General features: G+C 61.5%; 20 protein-coding genes and 1 tRNA gene. 4 read left to right on the top strand and 17 right to left on the bottom strand.

From position 1 onward, the window contains the following. The first annotated feature begins 156 nt into the window (after window positions 1–156). The gene (locus BFL43_RS00950) at window positions 157–1398 is read left to right on the top strand and encodes an IS701 family transposase (RefSeq protein ID WP_084889687.1); all 1242 of its coding nucleotides are present in this window, start codon (window positions 157–159) and stop codon (window positions 1396–1398) included. Between the two features lie 7 nt (window positions 1399–1405). On the opposite strand, the gene BFL43_RS00945 is transcribed toward BFL43_RS00950, so the two are convergent. From BFL43_RS00945 to BFL43_RS00880, 15 genes are all read right to left on the bottom strand, one after another. Next, window positions 1406–2569, bottom strand: coding sequence for a hypothetical protein (locus BFL43_RS00945; RefSeq protein ID WP_084889895.1), 1164 nt, complete (start codon window positions 2567–2569; stop codon window positions 1406–1408). Window positions 2570–3067: 498 nt separating this feature from the next. Beyond that, on the bottom strand, window positions 3068–3940 hold the full coding sequence (locus BFL43_RS00940; protein ID WP_168176501.1) for a DUF3800 domain-containing protein: 873 nt from the start codon (window positions 3938–3940) through the stop codon (window positions 3068–3070). 410 nt (window positions 3941–4350) lie between these two features. Then, window positions 4351–4830 (bottom strand): hypothetical protein, encoded by a 480-nt coding sequence (locus BFL43_RS00935; protein WP_084889890.1) that lies wholly within the window; start codon window positions 4828–4830, stop codon window positions 4351–4353. Between the two features lie 30 nt (window positions 4831–4860). Continuing rightward, complete coding sequence (locus tag BFL43_RS00930) at window positions 4861–5781, bottom strand: major capsid protein (RefSeq protein WP_084889889.1); 921 nt, start codon at window positions 5779–5781, stop codon at window positions 4861–4863. Continuing rightward, complete coding sequence (locus tag BFL43_RS00925; RefSeq protein ID WP_143694997.1) at window positions 5778–6542, bottom strand: hypothetical protein; 765 nt, start codon at window positions 6540–6542, stop codon at window positions 5778–5780. The genes BFL43_RS00930 and BFL43_RS00925 overlap by 4 nt, the downstream gene beginning before the upstream one ends. A 53-nt stretch (window positions 6543–6595) precedes the next feature. Further along, the gene (locus tag BFL43_RS00920) at window positions 6596–6997 is read right to left on the bottom strand and encodes a helix-turn-helix domain-containing protein (protein ID WP_084889885.1); all 402 of its coding nucleotides are present in this window, start codon (window positions 6995–6997) and stop codon (window positions 6596–6598) included. Next, window positions 6984–7292: a hypothetical protein gene (locus tag BFL43_RS00915; protein ID WP_084889883.1), complete on the bottom strand. Its 309-nt coding sequence runs from the start codon at window positions 7290–7292 to the stop codon at window positions 6984–6986. The genes BFL43_RS00920 and BFL43_RS00915 overlap by 14 nt, the downstream gene beginning before the upstream one ends. Window positions 7293–7595: 303 nt before the next feature. Then, window positions 7596–7889 (bottom strand): hypothetical protein, encoded by a 294-nt coding sequence (locus BFL43_RS00910; protein WP_084889881.1) that lies wholly within the window; start codon window positions 7887–7889, stop codon window positions 7596–7598. Beyond that, the gene (locus BFL43_RS00905; protein ID WP_084889879.1) at window positions 7886–8188 is read right to left on the bottom strand and encodes a hypothetical protein; all 303 of its coding nucleotides are present in this window, start codon (window positions 8186–8188) and stop codon (window positions 7886–7888) included. The genes BFL43_RS00910 and BFL43_RS00905 overlap by 4 nt, the downstream gene beginning before the upstream one ends. After that, on the bottom strand, window positions 8185–9651 hold the full coding sequence (locus BFL43_RS00900) for an AAA family ATPase (protein WP_084889877.1): 1467 nt from the start codon (window positions 9649–9651) through the stop codon (window positions 8185–8187). The genes BFL43_RS00905 and BFL43_RS00900 overlap by 4 nt, the downstream gene beginning before the upstream one ends. Further along, entirely contained in the window at window positions 9648–10016 is a 369-nt protein-coding gene (locus BFL43_RS00895) for a DUF2742 domain-containing protein (RefSeq protein WP_084889875.1), read from the bottom strand. Before BFL43_RS00895 ends, BFL43_RS00900 begins: the two co-directional genes overlap by 4 nt. Before the next feature lie 94 nt (window positions 10017–10110). Next, a complete protein-coding gene (locus BFL43_RS00890; RefSeq protein ID WP_084889873.1) occupies window positions 10111–10455 on the bottom strand; it encodes a hypothetical protein in 345 nt (114 codons plus the stop codon). Further along, complete coding sequence (locus tag BFL43_RS00885; protein ID WP_084889871.1) at window positions 10452–10694, bottom strand: hypothetical protein; 243 nt, start codon at window positions 10692–10694, stop codon at window positions 10452–10454. Before BFL43_RS00885 ends, BFL43_RS00890 begins: the two co-directional genes overlap by 4 nt. Further along, window positions 10694–10852: a hypothetical protein gene (locus BFL43_RS28770; protein ID WP_168176500.1), complete on the bottom strand. Its 159-nt coding sequence runs from the start codon at window positions 10850–10852 to the stop codon at window positions 10694–10696. The genes BFL43_RS00885 and BFL43_RS28770 overlap by 1 nt, the downstream gene beginning before the upstream one ends. Continuing rightward, window positions 10852–11040, bottom strand: coding sequence for a DNA-binding protein (locus tag BFL43_RS00880; RefSeq protein WP_084889869.1), 189 nt, complete (start codon window positions 11038–11040; stop codon window positions 10852–10854). The genes BFL43_RS28770 and BFL43_RS00880 overlap by 1 nt, the downstream gene beginning before the upstream one ends. Window positions 11041–11145: 105 nt before the next feature. Between BFL43_RS00880 and BFL43_RS00875 the strand changes: the two genes are divergently transcribed. Together BFL43_RS00875 and BFL43_RS00870 are read left to right on the top strand one after the other, a co-directional pair. Beyond that, the gene (locus BFL43_RS00875) at window positions 11146–11817 is read left to right on the top strand and encodes a hypothetical protein (RefSeq protein ID WP_084889867.1); all 672 of its coding nucleotides are present in this window, start codon (window positions 11146–11148) and stop codon (window positions 11815–11817) included. Beyond that, on the top strand, window positions 11804–12988 hold the full coding sequence (locus tag BFL43_RS00870; RefSeq protein WP_084889865.1) for a tyrosine-type recombinase/integrase: 1185 nt from the start codon (window positions 11804–11806) through the stop codon (window positions 12986–12988). Before BFL43_RS00875 ends, BFL43_RS00870 begins: the two co-directional genes overlap by 14 nt. An 18-nt stretch (window positions 12989–13006) precedes the next feature. Here the strand turns inward: BFL43_RS00870 and BFL43_RS00865 are convergent. Further along, a tRNA-Ser gene (locus BFL43_RS00865) sits at window positions 13007–13091 on the bottom strand. 13 nt (window positions 13092–13104) lie between these two features. Beyond that, window positions 13105–13590 (bottom strand): MarR family transcriptional regulator, encoded by a 486-nt coding sequence (locus BFL43_RS00860; protein WP_168176499.1) that lies wholly within the window; start codon window positions 13588–13590, stop codon window positions 13105–13107. Between the two features lie 122 nt (window positions 13591–13712). On the opposite strand from BFL43_RS00860, the gene BFL43_RS00855 reads away from it, so the two are divergent. Further along, window positions 13713–14681 (top strand): NAD(P)H-quinone oxidoreductase, encoded by a 969-nt coding sequence (locus BFL43_RS00855; RefSeq protein ID WP_084889897.1) that lies wholly within the window; start codon window positions 13713–13715, stop codon window positions 14679–14681. Window positions 14682–14784: the final 103 nt, after the last annotated feature.

Below are 14784 nucleotides of genomic sequence, written 5' to 3'. Positions count from 1 at the left end.
TACTACAGCCGTAGATAGGTAGTTTCGGCGTGTTTGCGCTGGTAGGCGCGGTTGCCGCGGCATGATCTCGAGTTTGTGAAGACATCCAGATCAGCTGCGGCAACCGCAGCACTGAGGGTAGACCATGAGCGGTGGCATGCGGGCCTGGATGGGTTGTTGGAGTCGTTCTCGTCGCGGTTCGCGCGGGTCGAAGCACGACGCAACGCCGGTGCGCTGGTGCTGGGTTTGCTGGCCGATATAGGTTCCAAGAACTGCTGGACTATCGCCGAACTATCGGGCCATGGCACCCCTGACCGACTGCAGCACTTGCTGTCCCGCGCTAAATGGGACGCTGATCTGGTCCGCGATGACGTTCGCAGCTATGTCATCGACCACCTGGCCGACCCTGATGCGGTGCTTGTCGTTGATGAGACCGGCGACTTGAAGAAGGGCACCAACACCGTTGGGGTACAACGCCAGTACACCGGAACCGCCGGACGCACGGAGAACTGTCAGGTCGCGGTCTACCTGACCTACGCCGCCGCTCGCGGACACACCCTGATCGACCGAGCGCTGTACCTGCCGCAGCACACCTGGGCCACCGACCCGCAGCGAAGGACCAAGGCCGGGGTCCCTGACACGGTCGAGTTCGCTACCAAACCAGCCCTGGCAACCACGCTGGTCGAGGCGGCCCTCGACGCCGACGTTCCGGCCTCGTGGGTCGCTGGCGATGAAGTGTACGGCGCAGACCCGAACCTACGAAAAGCGTTGCACAACAGACAGATCGGCTACGTCCTGGCCGTCGGATGCAATCGGCAGGTCCCCACAGCCGCCGGGAAGATCCGGGTCGATGCCCTTGCTGAGAATCTACCGCCGCGGTCCTGGCACAAGATGTCTGCCGGCGCCGGTAGCAAAGGACACCGCTGGTACTCCTGGGCCTTGATCGCGACCACCGAGCGTCCCGATGTTGGCCTCTGTCACGTGTTGGTGCGGCGCAACGATAGCTCCGGCGAGCTCGCCTTCTATCGCTGCTACAGCCCGGCACCGGTGCCGCTGAACCAGTACGTCCGAGTCGCCGGGCGGCGGTGGACGGTCGAGGAATCGTTCCAGAGCGGCAAAGGCCTGACCGGTCTGGATCAGCATCAAGTGCGGACGTGGACGTCCTGGCACCGCTGGATTACCTTGGTCATGGCTGCGCACGCCTTCCTGGCCGTGCATACCGCCACTGAACGCCTGGCCCAACCCTCAGAACCTGGACTGATCCGGTTGTCGGTCAACGAGTTCCGCAAACTCTTCACGATCCTCGTCCTCACACCACTGCATGCCATCGCTGACCCCCTCCGCTGGTCACTCTGGCGACGAAAACACCAATACCGAGCCCGACAACACCACTATCAACGCAGGTCACAACAACAATGAACCCTATCTACGGCTGTAGTATTAGGTGTTCGCCTAACTCCTCATTAACTACGCCCACCGGTACTACTGCCTCGGCGGGTAAGGTGCTGGCAATAGCCAGCCCCAATCTAGTCGCCCGATACCGACTCCAATCAATACGCTCAACCAACCCTGCATCTACAAGGAAACTGAGTCGGGTTCGTATTTCACTATTATCGATCTGGCTACAGCCGAAATCACTTGCTGCCACCTTAACCATCTCTGTTACCGACACTGTCTCTTGAAGTAGGCTAATTAGTTCGCCGATGAATCGATACTTCGAATGGAGGTATCGTACTAGATCGATTTCGTTGCCGGGATGCAGAACTACGGTTGAGACCTCCGTCGGTGCATACCGATTAAATGAGACGAGATCAATCAAGCCCATGTTTCGAAACGTATGCATGCTTTGGGTGAAGGAACTCTTTTTCTGACTTAGAGCCTCTGTCGCCCGGTCGAAAATCTCATCGACGGAAGCGCCATCTTCAAGAAATTCCAGAAATATCCGCGCAGATTCTACAATTCCGCCTTGCCGTTCTGGCAACGTAGGGGCGCCAGCCGCCTTTCGGCCGCGTGGAATATACCCGATAATTGTCCGTCGCTGGGCGAGATCTGTTGGCGTCAAGTCATTCAGTACGCTCTCAACAATTGGATCCACTTCAGGAATTTCGAGGACTTCCCCCATCTCACCTTGATTCGCGGCCTCGCCCATGGCTTCGTCGGGGGATGCGAGTTCAGCTTGCGCTAGAAATTCATGGCCTAGCGCTGTTACCACTAGCCGGCTAAAGCCCCAGCGCTCCAGAAGACCTAAACTTTGCAACCACGAGAGCCTCCTATTTACTTGATCCGAACTCGTCCACGCCAGTCCATAGGACTTGGCAAGATCCAACAAGTCAGCAACTCGCGTCTCCTCTGTGATGCCCGCCAGCAACTCTGCGAAGAACTTGACGTTCGCCTGTATGTGCCGTGCGAGGTAGACGTCATCCCCACTGTCGAGCCACCCTTGCGCTTGTGCAGTCACCGCCCAATTGTTGTCGCCATCTCTGGAGACAAAGGAGCCTCGGGTCATCTGTCGGGCGAAGATCACTTCGCTAGCAACCGTCCGCGACTGGCCCTGAGCGGAGACGACTTCGACGGTGCCACCAGAAGCCACGGGAGTTGACTTAGCACAAATCGCAGTGCCGCAGTCTGCTCACTGCCCTTTCCCGGGAGAAGTCCGAGAGTGTTCGAGCGATCACGCCAAGCCCTGACGTGGATGTCCGGCAACGTTCCCTTACCATCGGTCACGATGTTCTCCCATGTCCACTGTTTAAATCATCCGAGGCTTTTCCATCTTTGGCCAAAGTGCGGCGTAACGCCAGCGAGACTCGCGGTTTTCACGACGATGTCGCTAAGGCGGAGACCCGGCGCTTATTCAACGAAAGATCGTCCTGTAGGCCTTCAGGCAATCCAGGCCAGGTGGTGCGCCCAACCTGGGTCCACTAGCGGAACTAGCGGAAGCGGAGGGATTTGAACCCTATTCGAGCCTCTGGTCAGAGCTCGAAAACTGACCGCACCTGCACAAACACCTCACTGCAGTTCACCGGGGTTCATTGGGTTTCGTGGGCAAGTGTGGGCAGATTGTGGGCACGAGCGCAGAAGACACGGACGACTAACGCGGCGTCTTTCTCCTCTTTCGCTTGACTGAGTCCGAGGATTGCTCGATCTCCATGCGCGCCGAGCACGGCTCGCACAGGCAGGAGCCGCTCCCGTAGTTCGGGGTGTAGTGAACACATCCGTGCAGCTCACGACTACCCTCCGCAAAGCTGCTCCACAGGGCGGCGAAGTGCTTGGTTTCCAGTCGCTGGGGATCGTAGCGTCGATAGAGCGAATACGCGACAAGATCGGCAACCTGCAGGAGCCGAGATGCCCGGGAGTCGGCGAATAGTGGCACATCAGCCAAGTTGCGGACCTGGCCAACGCGCCCGGCAGCTAACCGCCACCCGGCCGTCCAGGATTGTATGTCGCGTTCCGCAAGCACGCGACGGTCATGAATGACAAGGCCCTTGTTGGGCAGCCCCTTGTCTACTCTGAGTCGCTTGAGCATGACGTCGAACTTGTTAAGTAGGACCTCATAGGCGAACTGCTCACGCTCTTGCGCGGTCCAGTCAGAGTGGAAGTCATTGTCGACCACCACACCGAAGTACACCGGGGGGCACTCCACGTTGTTAGGAACGAAGTCAACGACGGCTTGATACGCGGCGTCCAGAAGGCTAAGTCGCATCTTCCGATCCTCGAAAGCCCAGACGCTCGACGGCTGGTTTGTCCGGCCGGCCATCTTCGGCTTCTTGGCATTTCGCAGTTCGGATGCGTGCAGCTCGTACTCTTCCAGATTGATGGGCACTTTTCCGAGATGCTCAATAACCAGCTGGTCGAGCGCGGTCTGAAGCTTGGCGGTGTCGTCCTCGTGTATCGCGATACCGCCAAGCACAAAAGCATGGCTACCTCCATGGGTGCCAGACTCGTCAGCAAACAGCAGGTACAACCACGACTCCTGTTGACAGAGAAACGGAGCCCGGTGCATTACCGGACTCCGTCTCAGAAGGTCGAGTCGAGGGGTTGGGCACCGCGTTGGCAGTCCCTCCCGCGATCGGCACCGCGTTGGCAGTCCTCCCGACACCCGCAATAATGCACGCCAGTCCCGGTGCCGTCAAGATATCGGGCCGCCGCACCCACTTGCGACGGCCATAGTTGCATCTCAAACCCTCTTTTCGCACGTGAGTTTGAGCCGGGCGTAAAAAAGACCTGACTGGAAACCGTAAGGGTCAGGTGTTGGGGGGTCGAATGATTACGACCGGGTGGCACACGAAGACCCCACCCGCGCAGGGATGGGGTCTCGCGCTCTCGTGCGGTCCCTCGGCAGGAGCCGGTGTGCCGTGGGATCCCACAAAGGTGTCAGAACCAGGTGCCGGGCTTGTCGCTGGTGTCTCCACTCGCCTGGCCGGTGCCGATCTCGGTCATCGGGACTGCTGCAGAGTCGGGGATGGTTGCGAGGACTCGGCGGGTGCCGTCGAAGTCCCGGCCGGCCATGGCTACCCACGAGGCGGCTTCCCGCTGGTGGATCGCACCACGACGAACAGCACTTTCAATAAGCACCTTTTGATCACGTTGCACTGCTGCTGCGACGAGCGTGCGACCGCGCTCGGCGTCGGCGCGTAGCTCTTGCACTGTCGACAGGTGCAAGGCGACCATGCCTGGCATCTGCGCCGCGGCCACCGAGTCGCCGGACTCGCCGGTGTCGACTGCTGCGGTGAGCTCGCCTGCCTTGGCCACGATCAGTGCCACGATCTCGGCCGGGTCGATGGGGTCGGTGGCCGGCAGCTCGAGGCCGAGGGCGGCCAGGATCTCTGCCAATTGTTCGGGTGTCAGTTCCATGGTGGTGTCTCCTCAGTGGTGGTCGGTTGCTCAGGCAGCCAAACCGGTGAACTTGCGGATCGCTTGCGGGTTGCTAACTCCCATTAAGGGAATCGCCCACGACTGCACCCAAGTCCTCTTGGTCTTCTGCTCGCGCCAGGTCTCGGTCGTCAGTCCCTGCTCGTAGGAGATGAAGCCGACCTCACCGGTGTCGACGGCGTACGCGGTACCCGGAGCCATGCGATTGGTGGAGAACAACTCGATGCCATTCGACGCCAGTACCTTCTCGAGTTCGGACCCGTAGGCAATCTTCAATGCCTTGAGTTCATTGGGATGAACGATCCACAAATCGAAGGTCAATCCCATCTCGTCGATGTCGGCGAGCCACTGCGCGGTAGCGAAGTCAGCGGCCGGCAGTGACCCCGACGGAGTGAGCTCGGCAGCTGGCCCGACTGTAATTGCATCTGTCCAGCTATGCCCGGTGACGATGAGGTTGTTCTCGCCGGTCTCGTGGTACTTGGTCAGCGCCGCCTCGATGGTGGCCACGGTGCGAGTGTTGACCTTGCGCACGATCGTGTTGGCCAGAGCGGTGACGTCGCGGTCCATGACGCGCTTGTCGTTGCGGATCTTGGCAGCATCACTGACGAAGAACTTGCCACCGTAATCCTCGGCGTTGGCGATCGCAGTCTCCGGCCGACCACTCGACACGATGGGGTACTCGTTGCCCGGTGCGACTGCCTCGATGTCGCGAGACAGGTATTCGTTGCCGGGTGCGGCGACCTCGTACAGCACAGCGCCACCGGCGACGGAGAAGCCGCTCGAGGCGAACACCTTGTCGACGATGAACTTCTGCTTGGTCAGATCGGCAATGCGCTGGGTGATGAGCTGCGGCTGGTTCAGTGCGGCGTCGACGGTGAGTGTGGAGCCGGTGAGCTTGGGTGCGCCGAGCGGGTAGGCGATGGGCGAGTTCATGATTCGTTGTCTCCTTGCTGGATGATGCGGACGAGTGCTTCGGTATGTGCGTTGTGTGCAGCGCGGTCGAAGCTGGATGCTGCGACGAATTCAGTTCGAACGAGTTCTGGCTCAGCCCAAGCGATTTGAGTTCCGTTGATCGTGTAACCGATCCGATACCGCTGGCCTTCTTTGTCGTTGAACGCGATGACTTCGGGCGGCTGGATGCGGAGCATTTCAATCCACAGCCAGTCGTCAGCGCCGGGCCCGTCGTAGAACGATGTGATGATGTGCTCGTTGGTGACCGACTTGTCAGAGGCCGCCACATGGTTAGACATCGTGATGGTCACTCCCTTCTGTGTGGAGGCGGCGACGTCGTAGAGGCGGGCGACGTCTTCGATGGTTTTGAGTCCGGACACTGCCGGCGGGGTGACCCCGAGCAGTGCCACTGCGGTGAGCGCGAATTTATGCTGTGCGCCGGTGGCATCCTTGGCTGAGAACTGGCCCTCGATCGAGCGGTCGGGGTAGGCGGATCCGAGGATCCCGGCGAGCCAGCTCGGTACGCCGCGGTAGTCGCCGAGCAGGGTGGAGCCGTCGGCGGACGCGCGGATGTTGTCGACGTAGCCGAGGGCAGGCTCGCCGTCGAACCGTGGGTCGACGTGACCGAGCTTGATGATCGGGCGCCGGAAGCCGGGGGCGGTGGCAGCACCGACCGCGGCAGAGATGTCCTTCTTGGTGAACGTGACCGGGCCGGTTGAGGCCGGCCAGGTGCCTACCTTCATCAGCTCCACACCGGGAACCGTTGTCAGGTCAGCAACCATGACCGGCCCGAACGCTATCGGCGTTGTGCTGCCCGCTGGTGGACTGATTCGGCGTCGTAGAACCAGCGACCGCCGTTCTTGTGAGCGATGATCGTCCCGCGGCGTGCGAGCGCCCGGAGGTTGTCGCGACCGCACTTGAGAATGCGTGCCGCGTCCTGGCTCGTGAGTAGGTCATTCCTCAACAGTGATGCGCCAGTATCGGTTTCGTGATCCGCCGTACCGTTGGCGGGATTGTCCGCGTACCGGCCAGCGGATTCGAGCGTCAGCTTCAGCGATTGCACCGGAGCGATGAGTTGCATTCCTCGAGCGCGCATAGATCGCTCGACCTCGGCCAACGCAGCTGCAAGGTACCGAACCTCTGCAGGCCCGAGGGTGACCTCGCCGGGCCGGTGCACGCGGATATCAAGTCCATCCATCGTGGTCCCCCAGAGAGTCTGCCAGACTCACGATCTCCCGTTCGATCCGTTCGCCGCGCTCGTAGAGTTCCGGCGCGTACGTTGTCGTCAGGTCGAGCAAGGTGCGGGTGATGGTGGCCCAGGTGGCGCCGGCCTCGCGCAGCATGCCGATTGCCACGTCGATCCCGTCGTCGTCGGCGTTGAGGTAGTGCAGCAGCAGGACCGCGGTACCCGACCGCAACCGCAGCGCATGGACGGCCGCGTCCGGGTCAGGGGTGGCACTGAATAGGTCGTCGTTGTCATACCGGTCGGTCATTGTGAAACATCCTTTGCCGCTGCGCTTTTGTTGGGTCGTGAGTCGCGAGCCTTGGCCCGGTGGGTCGGCCAGCGGTCGCCCGTTCTCGCCGGGTTCGAACCGATCAGCTCCTTGAGCTTTGTCTCGATTGAATCTGTGCGGCGGTTCATGGGGCGTCCTTTTCTACGGCGTCAATCAGTTTGTTGGCGAGTCGAATTGCCTCGTCTTCGGTCATCGAGAACACGTCCGGTCCCAGGCGTAGCCGAATGGGGCGGGTGCCGTCGGCTCGGGTGACGCCAGGGAGTACGGAGGCGGAACTGCGCTTCACTCGCCGGCCTCCGCAATGCGGCACATCCGCAGGAACTCGGCGCGCGTCCACTCCCGGCCGCGCGATTCGGCACGGTGCTTGAGTCGTTCGAGCCACTCGCTGTGAGCGCCAGCGATTTCGCTCTCAAGCCTGGACCAAGCGACCAACTCGGCACACAGTTCGATGTCCCAGTACGGGTATCCGGCGAGACCCTCCAGCACTGATTCGCGCGCGAAGTTGTCGAGGTCGTCGCGCAACTCCGCAGTCTGGGACCACCACCAGACGTCTTTCTCTCGACGGTCCTCGGTCACGATGCCTCCTTGTGGACCGACGGCCGGCGGCGGCGCTGCGATGTCGGGACTCGGCCGGCGATCACGCTGGCGCTTGGCCGTTCGGTGGCGGCCCACGTTCCGCACTGGACCAGCGCAGGGCACCCGGCACAGAGAGCCGCTGCGAGCTGGTGACGATGCGACACCGCCGGCATGGGTTCGTAGTCCCGTGCCGGGTCGAAAAGATCAGAGCGGCCGAGACAGACGGCGTTCTCGAGTCGTGGGGTGTCGGCCAAGATCTTGCCCAGAAGCGTGATCAGATCCGGTTCGCGTTCCTTCATGACGCCGCCCTTGTCTGTGCGACGTCGGCGATGCATCCGACGCATTTGCCGGTACGGCCGATCGACTCGTTGTGCACTGGACACCTCGGGCGGTCAGCGGCTTTGGCATCGGCGGTCATCTGGCACGACTCGTGGGCACCCTGATTGCGGTCTGAGTCCATCGACATCCGGTGTCCGCAGTATCGACAGAGCTCGGAAAAGAGCCGCGACGCAGTCACATCACCAGTCCCCTCAGAGACCTGAGGGTGAGGTGACTGCGATTTCGCCCCAGTCACCTCACCGCATTCATGCAGGTCAAGCCCAGTCACCTCAGTCACCTCAGTCACCTCATGTGTGGGGGCCTTGTCGGCGGGTTGAGGTGACTGCACCGGATGCACGGTGTAGTCCTCCGGGGCGAGCACGATCGTTTCCTTCGGCAGCGGCAATGACCAGTAAGTGATGCGAGGAAAGCCCTCCGATTCAGAGACCACCTTGAGCTTGGATGCGGCCCGCTCGATGCTGGCGCGGCTGAATCCTTCCTTTGCTCCATCGCTCTTGGTGTCCTTCGACCGCGCACGACTGTTCTCAGTGAGGTAGTCGAACAGCCAGTCTCGAACCTCGGAATTGCCAGACGATGGTGCGCCGCCGGCATCACGGAGAACGTCTCCCACTGAACGATCGGCCGCACCCGTGATGACGAACTTTCCGACCTCGGCACTGCGCCCGGAATCGGTCGTGATCAGTGCCGATTCAATTCGATAGGTCAGCGCCAGGTCTTCGTCGCCGAGTGAGTTTTTCTCCTGCGACATAATCCGGTCACCGTCAGAATCGGGATCTTTGGCGAACCCGAAGACTGATCGCGCGACTTCACCGAACGCGCTGGACCCGTTGATCCCGGCCACCACATCGCCGTTGCCCGACTTATTCAGATGCGCGATACCAATCACGATGCCGTCGATGGTCTCGGCCAGCTTTGCCCAGGGCTCGATCAACGAGCGAACCTCGTTATTCCGGTTCACGTCGGTCTTCGAACCAATCGTCGACATCAGCGGATCGACCACCACCACCTTCACCTGTTTGGCGAGCAGCGCGTCGGTCAGGTCTTCCATGTCGCGGCCCGACAGGAACTTCACCTCCTCCCCACCAAAGGTGACCTTGGGAAAGAACACCCGACTCAGGTCAGCGCCAGCACCACGACATCCGGGCTTCACGATGTACTTCGCTGATTCCTCGGCACCGAGGTAGGCGGTATTGACCGGGGTGCCCTCCCAGCACCCCGGAAGTGTCCCGTTGCTGGCGTCAGCGACTATCCAACGGGCACCAGTGGACTTGCCGGCACCGGGACGGCCAGCGAAGATCGCGAGCGTCGCCAACGCGATCCGACCTTTGCCGTCGCGCTCCCACGCCCAGGAGGGAACATCGTCTTCTACCGAAACTGCAGACTGCAGTTCCACCTTGCGGACGTGCTGCTCGTCGTTGTTCATGAGGCCACCTTCCGTACAGCCCAGTCGGCGTGGTCGCGCAGGAACGCGTCACGGTCGCGAAGTTGGCGCGCGACGGCGGTCCAGTCTTTCGCCTGAGCGATCTCAATCGCGGACAGCTTCGCAAGATAGCGGCGTTGCTGGATCTGCAACATCTCCTGTTCCAGAGCCCACCGGTCACCGGCGAGCACCAGCGCCAGGAACTTCACGGCATCGTCAGCGGCGCACCACTGTTCGCTACCGGCAATGGGCAGTGACGGTGCCAACTGAAGTGCTGCGACGAACTGATGCGTCGCACTCCAACTGACGGCCGGGATTTGCTGCACCACCGGCGGGGCGGCCGGCCGAGTATCATCTGAACTGAACATGGCGTTCTTTCTTTTGGTAGGTGCCCCGCGGCCCGGTCAGGCCGCGGGGCTCTTGCGTCTCGGAGCGGTGCAGCGCACCGAGAAGTAGCTGGGCTCAAACAGGTTCGGCGTAAACGGCAGTAACGTCCTGGCGAGCGGCCCAGAATGGGCGGGCGATCGAGATGGCTCGCTTCAATCCCTCGAGCGCAATCTCTGCCTCGACGAGCGACATATCCGCCTGCGTGCTGTCGCCTACGGTGATTGAGATGAGGGGCACGACATCATCGGTAGGGGTGAATGACGTTCCGACAATCACGCCGGTGCCAGGGATTAGCCGGTGTTTCTTGAACGCGCTCATCGTGGCCTGAAAAGACAGTTGCGCAAAGTGCTCGCCACGGCACGGGTACTCGTGGTCGCCGTTCTCGCACCAGTCGAACTCAGGGCACTGATACTCGCTCATCGGGATGCCCCCACCGGGAAGGGTGCGCGACGGTGCCAGGCGAGCGCGTCTGTCCACTGGTCGTCGGCCACGGTGTCGAGGTGCCGGTCACCGGCGAGCCCGCGCAGGTGCTCCGCGATTGCAGCGCAGTCGTATTCTTCGGCGGCCAGGCCCTCGGCCCGAACGTCACGAATCACGCGGAGTAGATCGGCGAACCACTGCTGTGTGGCCTTGCCTGTGAACGGTTGTACGATTGTCATCACTGCTCCTTTTCGAAGGGGTTGAAGCCCTCGACACCAGATCCGCCAAGATTCGCGGTGTCGGGGGTTTTGTCTTTTCTCAGATCGGGTGTCCTGTCGGGGAACATCTCGATGCCGCCAAGGTCTTCGGCGAACTGGATACCGCGATAGCGGTCCATCAGGCAGCACCCGGCGTAATCGTGTTGGCCTCGAGGTAATCCTGAATATCGTTCCAGCGGTATAGAACTCGACGACCAACCTTCACGTAAGGGACGCCGATCCCCTTGTATCGATCCTGCGCGAGGCTCGCTGGAGTCCTGTGCAGATGCTTCGCGACCTCATCCGGGGTTGCCAGCTCATCGGCCATAGTTCAATCCTCTCTCAAGCCGTAGGTTTCTACGGTCTGACTCAATCAATACAGTTCACCCGTGGTCTGTGTCAAGCCGTAGATTTTCGCGTATTGTCAATCGGCATGAGCGGACCACATGCCCTCGCGGTCGTTGTCGGCCAAAACGTGCGCCGAATCCGGGGCGAGTTCACAGCAGATTCGCTGGCCCGGACGATTCGTCAGATGTTCGGTTTGAAGTGGGATACCGGTCGGATTGCGGGTCTTGAAAATGGGCGGGCATCCCCTACTGTGACAACGCTTTTCATTGTCTCCCAAGCCCTGAGCGAGCTGACACGGGATCAAGTCCTGGTCGCCGACCTGGTCCGCTCGAATGATTTTGTCGAGGTCGGCGATACGGCAATCAGAGCGGAACGAATCGCTGACGCGCTCAGCGGCACGGCGGTCGAACTGAAGCTGCGCGATTTCATCGATGCCGACGAACGATCACAACGTGCAAGACGCGGCCTACTCGACGGCGCCGAAGAGTTGGCACGATTACCCAAGAGGCTTGGGGACCTACCCGTCGAGTTAATGCAGAAGGTCGAGTCTCAGACCAGTGAGGCTGAATACCGCGTGGCAAAATCGCTCGGCATAAGCGTCACACGACTGACTGCTGAATCAGCATTGCTCTGGGGCGAGAGCTTTTCAGTGGAGCGAGACAGGCGCGCTGGCTTAGACGCGAACGCTCAGCAGCGCGGACGAGTGAGCCGAGCGCTCAAATCTGAACTGAAGGCAGTACTCGATGGCGACGATTGAGATCTACCAGACCAAGACCGGCAAACGGTACCGAGTGCGCTATCGGACACCCGATCGCCGCCAGACGGACAAGCGAGGGTTTCGCACCAAGCGCGATGCCGACGCATTTGCAGCCACAGTGGAAGTCGAGAAGCTGCGTGGCGAATATGTCGCGCCACAGCTCGGTCAGATCACAGTTGCAGAACTCGCCGTAGACTGGCTGGCCCGCAAGGAATCTGACCAGAAGCCGTCGACATATCGAACGACCGAAGTCGCGTGGCACAAACACGTACAACCGAAGTGGGGCAAGACAAAGGTCGTCGACATCGATCTCGATGCGGTCGAGCGATGGATCGCAGACATGGGCCGGACGATCATCGACGCCGATGGCAAGGTCAGCAAGAAGGGTTCCGGCGCTTCCGTAGTGATCCGCGCCTACGGAATCCTGGCGGCGATCCTCGACTCCGCGGTCAAAGCACGACGCCTCCCCCGCAACCCAGCGCGAGGCGTCGAGAATCTACCGCGCAAACGTCCGAAGCCACGGACCTACCTCACCCACGACCAGGTTGCGCTACTGGCAGACGAGGCAAAAGACCATCGCGTGCTGGTGCTGCTCCTCGCCTACTGCGGACTTCGATGGGGTGAGGCGATCGCGTTGCGGGTCAAAGATCTCGACCTCCTGCGCCGTCGACTCACTGTTGTGCAGAACGCGGTCCAGATCGATCAGAGGATCAATGTGGGCACACCGAAGTCAAGCGAGTCACGCGTGGTCCCAGTACCGGAGTTCTTGACGTTCGAGCTCGCCGGCCAGTGCGAAGGGAAGGCCCTCGACGATCTCGTGTTTCCCGGTCGTGACGGCGGATACCAGCGGCTGCCGGTCTCGTGGTCGGGATGGTTCGAGGGAGCGGTCACACGCGCCGGGGTACCTCGGGTCACCATCCATGATCTGCGGCATACCGCGGCGAGTCTGGCTGTCTCTGCCAACGTCAATGTTCTGGCGTTGCAGAGGATGCTCGGGCACGCCTCCGCGGCGATGACTCTGGACACCTACGCGGACCTGTTTGACGACGATCTTGATGCCGTTGGGATCGCCCTGCATCAGGCCGCTTCAGTGACGGGTGTGGGCAGATTGTGGGCAGAGAGCACCAAGGCCGCTGACGCTCAGGGCAAAAAGAACGCCCCACCTGCGTAAACAGGCGGGGCGATTCAGCGGAAGCGGAGGGATTTGAACCCCCGGTGGTTTCACCCACGCTCGCTTTCAAGGCGAGTGCATTCGGCCGCTCTGCCACGCTTCCTTCGAAAGGCAGACTACTTGACGCGGGTCTGCGGGTTGTCACGCAGCCACTTGTCGACCTTCGAGAAGGTGGTGCCCATGGCCTGGCGCTCGTGGTCGTCGAGGTGATCGAGCAGGTAGGTCCGTACTGCGACCACATGCCCTTTTGCCGCTTCGTGCAGCTTGTCGCGGCCGGCGGGGGTGATGCGACAGACCCTGTTCCGGGCGTCTTTGTCGTGGTCCTTGGCCAGGCGTTCGACGAACCCGGCCTCGGCGAGCCGGGCGATCCGACGCGAGATGGTGCTCTTTGTACTCAACGCACCGTCGGCGAGGGCACTCATACGCATCTGATCGTTCTCGGACAGCAGCACCAGGATCCGGTAGTCGGCGAACGTGAGGCCGGACGTTTCGACGAGCGAGTCATTGATGGCGTCGAACAGGCGCTGGGTGCCGTTCATGAAAGACCGCCACGCGATCTGTTCGGCGTCGTCGAGCCACGGCACAGCAGAATCCTCTGTCATAGTCCACATCAGTCGGCGATCAAGTTTTACAAACTCTGACGTTACTCCTCGCAACCTAGCCGGTTGAAGCCACTATTCGACACAGAGTGTCACAACTGGGGTATCAGTGGAGCATGGGCACAATGCGAGCGACCACGGTGACAGAGTTCGGTCCACCCGAGAACCTGGTGGTCACCGAAGTGGAGAAGCCGCGTCCCGGACCGGGCGAAGTTCTGATCAAGGTTGCGGCCGCCGGCGTGAACCGCGCCGACCTGCTCCAACGGCAGGGCAACTATCCGCCGCCGCCGGGCGCCAGCGACATCATCGGCATGGAGGCCTCGGGAACCATCGACGAGCTCGGGCCCGACGTCGACTCCTGGTCTGCCGGGCAGCAGGTGTGCGCCTTGCTCGCCGGCGGCGGCTATGCCGAATACGTCACGGTGCCGGCGGGACATGTGCTGCCGGTTCCGGAGGGTGTCGACGTGGTGGACGCCGCGGCGCTCCCCGAAGTGGCGTGCACGGTGCTCTCGAACCTCAAGCGAACCGCTCATCTGCAGCCGGGTGAGTTGGTGCTGTTGCACGGCGGCGCCAGCGGCATCGGTACCCATGCGATCCAGTGGGCGAAAGAACTGGGCGCGACCGTGGCCGTCACCGCAGGTTCGGCCGACAAGCTCGAACTATGCAGCGATCTCGGTGCCGACATCACCATCAACTACCACGACGACGACTTCCTCGAGGTGATCAAGTCCCACGGGGGCGCCGACGTCATCCTCGACATCATCGGCGCAAAGTACCTGAGCAGCAACGTCTCTGCGTTGGCGAAGGACGGGCGGCTCGTCGTCATCGGCATGCAGGGCGGGGTGAAGGCCGAGGTGAACCTCGGCGCACTCCTTGCGAAGCGGGGCACGATCCATGCGACCGCGCTGCGGGGGCGCGACTCGGAAGACAAGGCCGCGATCGTCGCAGACACCGTGGCAACCACATGGCCGATGATCGCCGCGGGCACGGTGAAACCTGTTGTCGGAGCACGTTTCCCGCTCGAGGACGCCGCCAAGGCCCACACGCTGCTGGACTCCGGCAAGGTGACCGGGAAAATCCTGCTGACCCTCTGACCACCACATTCATCCCCGTACGGGGTCGCCGAGGGCGTTATCGGGTTGTTTCGAAATGAAGTTCTGGGTGTGGGTCTGTGGCGATGGGCTGCCGTTGGTGGTG

Origin of the sequence: Williamsia sp. 1135 (genome assembly GCF_002095395.1) — a bacterium.
Classification (GTDB): domain Bacteria; phylum Actinomycetota; class Actinomycetes; order Mycobacteriales; family Mycobacteriaceae; genus Williamsia.
The sequence above is the reverse complement of the archived record's forward strand: the minus strand, read 5'-3'. Positions and strand labels throughout refer to the sequence as shown.

Coding starts and splice junctions, on each gene's coding strand:
- BFL43_RS00935 (WP_084889890.1), bottom strand. CDS start 4,830: ATGGAACTGACACCCGAACAATTGGCAGAGATCCTGGCCGCCCTCGGC.
- BFL43_RS00930 (WP_084889889.1), bottom strand. CDS start 5,781: ATGAACTCGCCCATCGCCTACCCGCTCGGCGCACCCAAGCTCACCGGC.
- BFL43_RS00925 (WP_143694997.1), bottom strand. CDS start 6,542: ATGAAGGTAGGCACCTGGCCGGCCTCAACCGGCCCGGTCACGTTCACC.
- BFL43_RS00920 (WP_084889885.1), bottom strand. CDS start 6,997: ATGGATGGACTTGATATCCGCGTGCACCGGCCCGGCGAGGTCACCCTC.
- BFL43_RS00915 (WP_084889883.1), bottom strand. CDS start 7,292: ATGACCGACCGGTATGACAACGACGACCTATTCAGTGCCACCCCTGAC.
- BFL43_RS00905 (WP_084889879.1), bottom strand. CDS start 8,188: ATGAAGGAACGCGAACCGGATCTGATCACGCTTCTGGGCAAGATCTTG.
- BFL43_RS00900 (WP_084889877.1), bottom strand. CDS start 9,651: ATGAACAACGACGAGCAGCACGTCCGCAAGGTGGAACTGCAGTCTGCA.
- BFL43_RS00895 (WP_084889875.1), bottom strand. CDS start 10,016: ATGTTCAGTTCAGATGATACTCGGCCGGCCGCCCCGCCGGTGGTGCAG.
- BFL43_RS00890 (WP_084889873.1), bottom strand. CDS start 10,455: ATGAGCGAGTATCAGTGCCCTGAGTTCGACTGGTGCGAGAACGGCGAC.
- BFL43_RS00885 (WP_084889871.1), bottom strand. CDS start 10,694: ATGACAATCGTACAACCGTTCACAGGCAAGGCCACACAGCAGTGGTTC.
- BFL43_RS28770 (WP_168176500.1), bottom strand. CDS start 10,852: ATGGACCGCTATCGCGGTATCCAGTTCGCCGAAGACCTTGGCGGCATC.
- BFL43_RS00880 (WP_084889869.1), bottom strand. CDS start 11,040: ATGGCCGATGAGCTGGCAACCCCGGATGAGGTCGCGAAGCATCTGCAC.
- BFL43_RS00875 (WP_084889867.1), top strand. CDS start 11,146: ATGAGCGGACCACATGCCCTCGCGGTCGTTGTCGGCCAAAACGTGCGC.
- BFL43_RS00870 (WP_084889865.1), top strand. CDS start 11,804: ATGGCGACGATTGAGATCTACCAGACCAAGACCGGCAAACGGTACCGA.
- BFL43_RS00860 (WP_168176499.1), bottom strand. CDS start 13,590: ATGACAGAGGATTCTGCTGTGCCGTGGCTCGACGACGCCGAACAGATC.
- BFL43_RS00855 (WP_084889897.1), top strand. CDS start 13,713: ATGCGAGCGACCACGGTGACAGAGTTCGGTCCACCCGAGAACCTGGTG.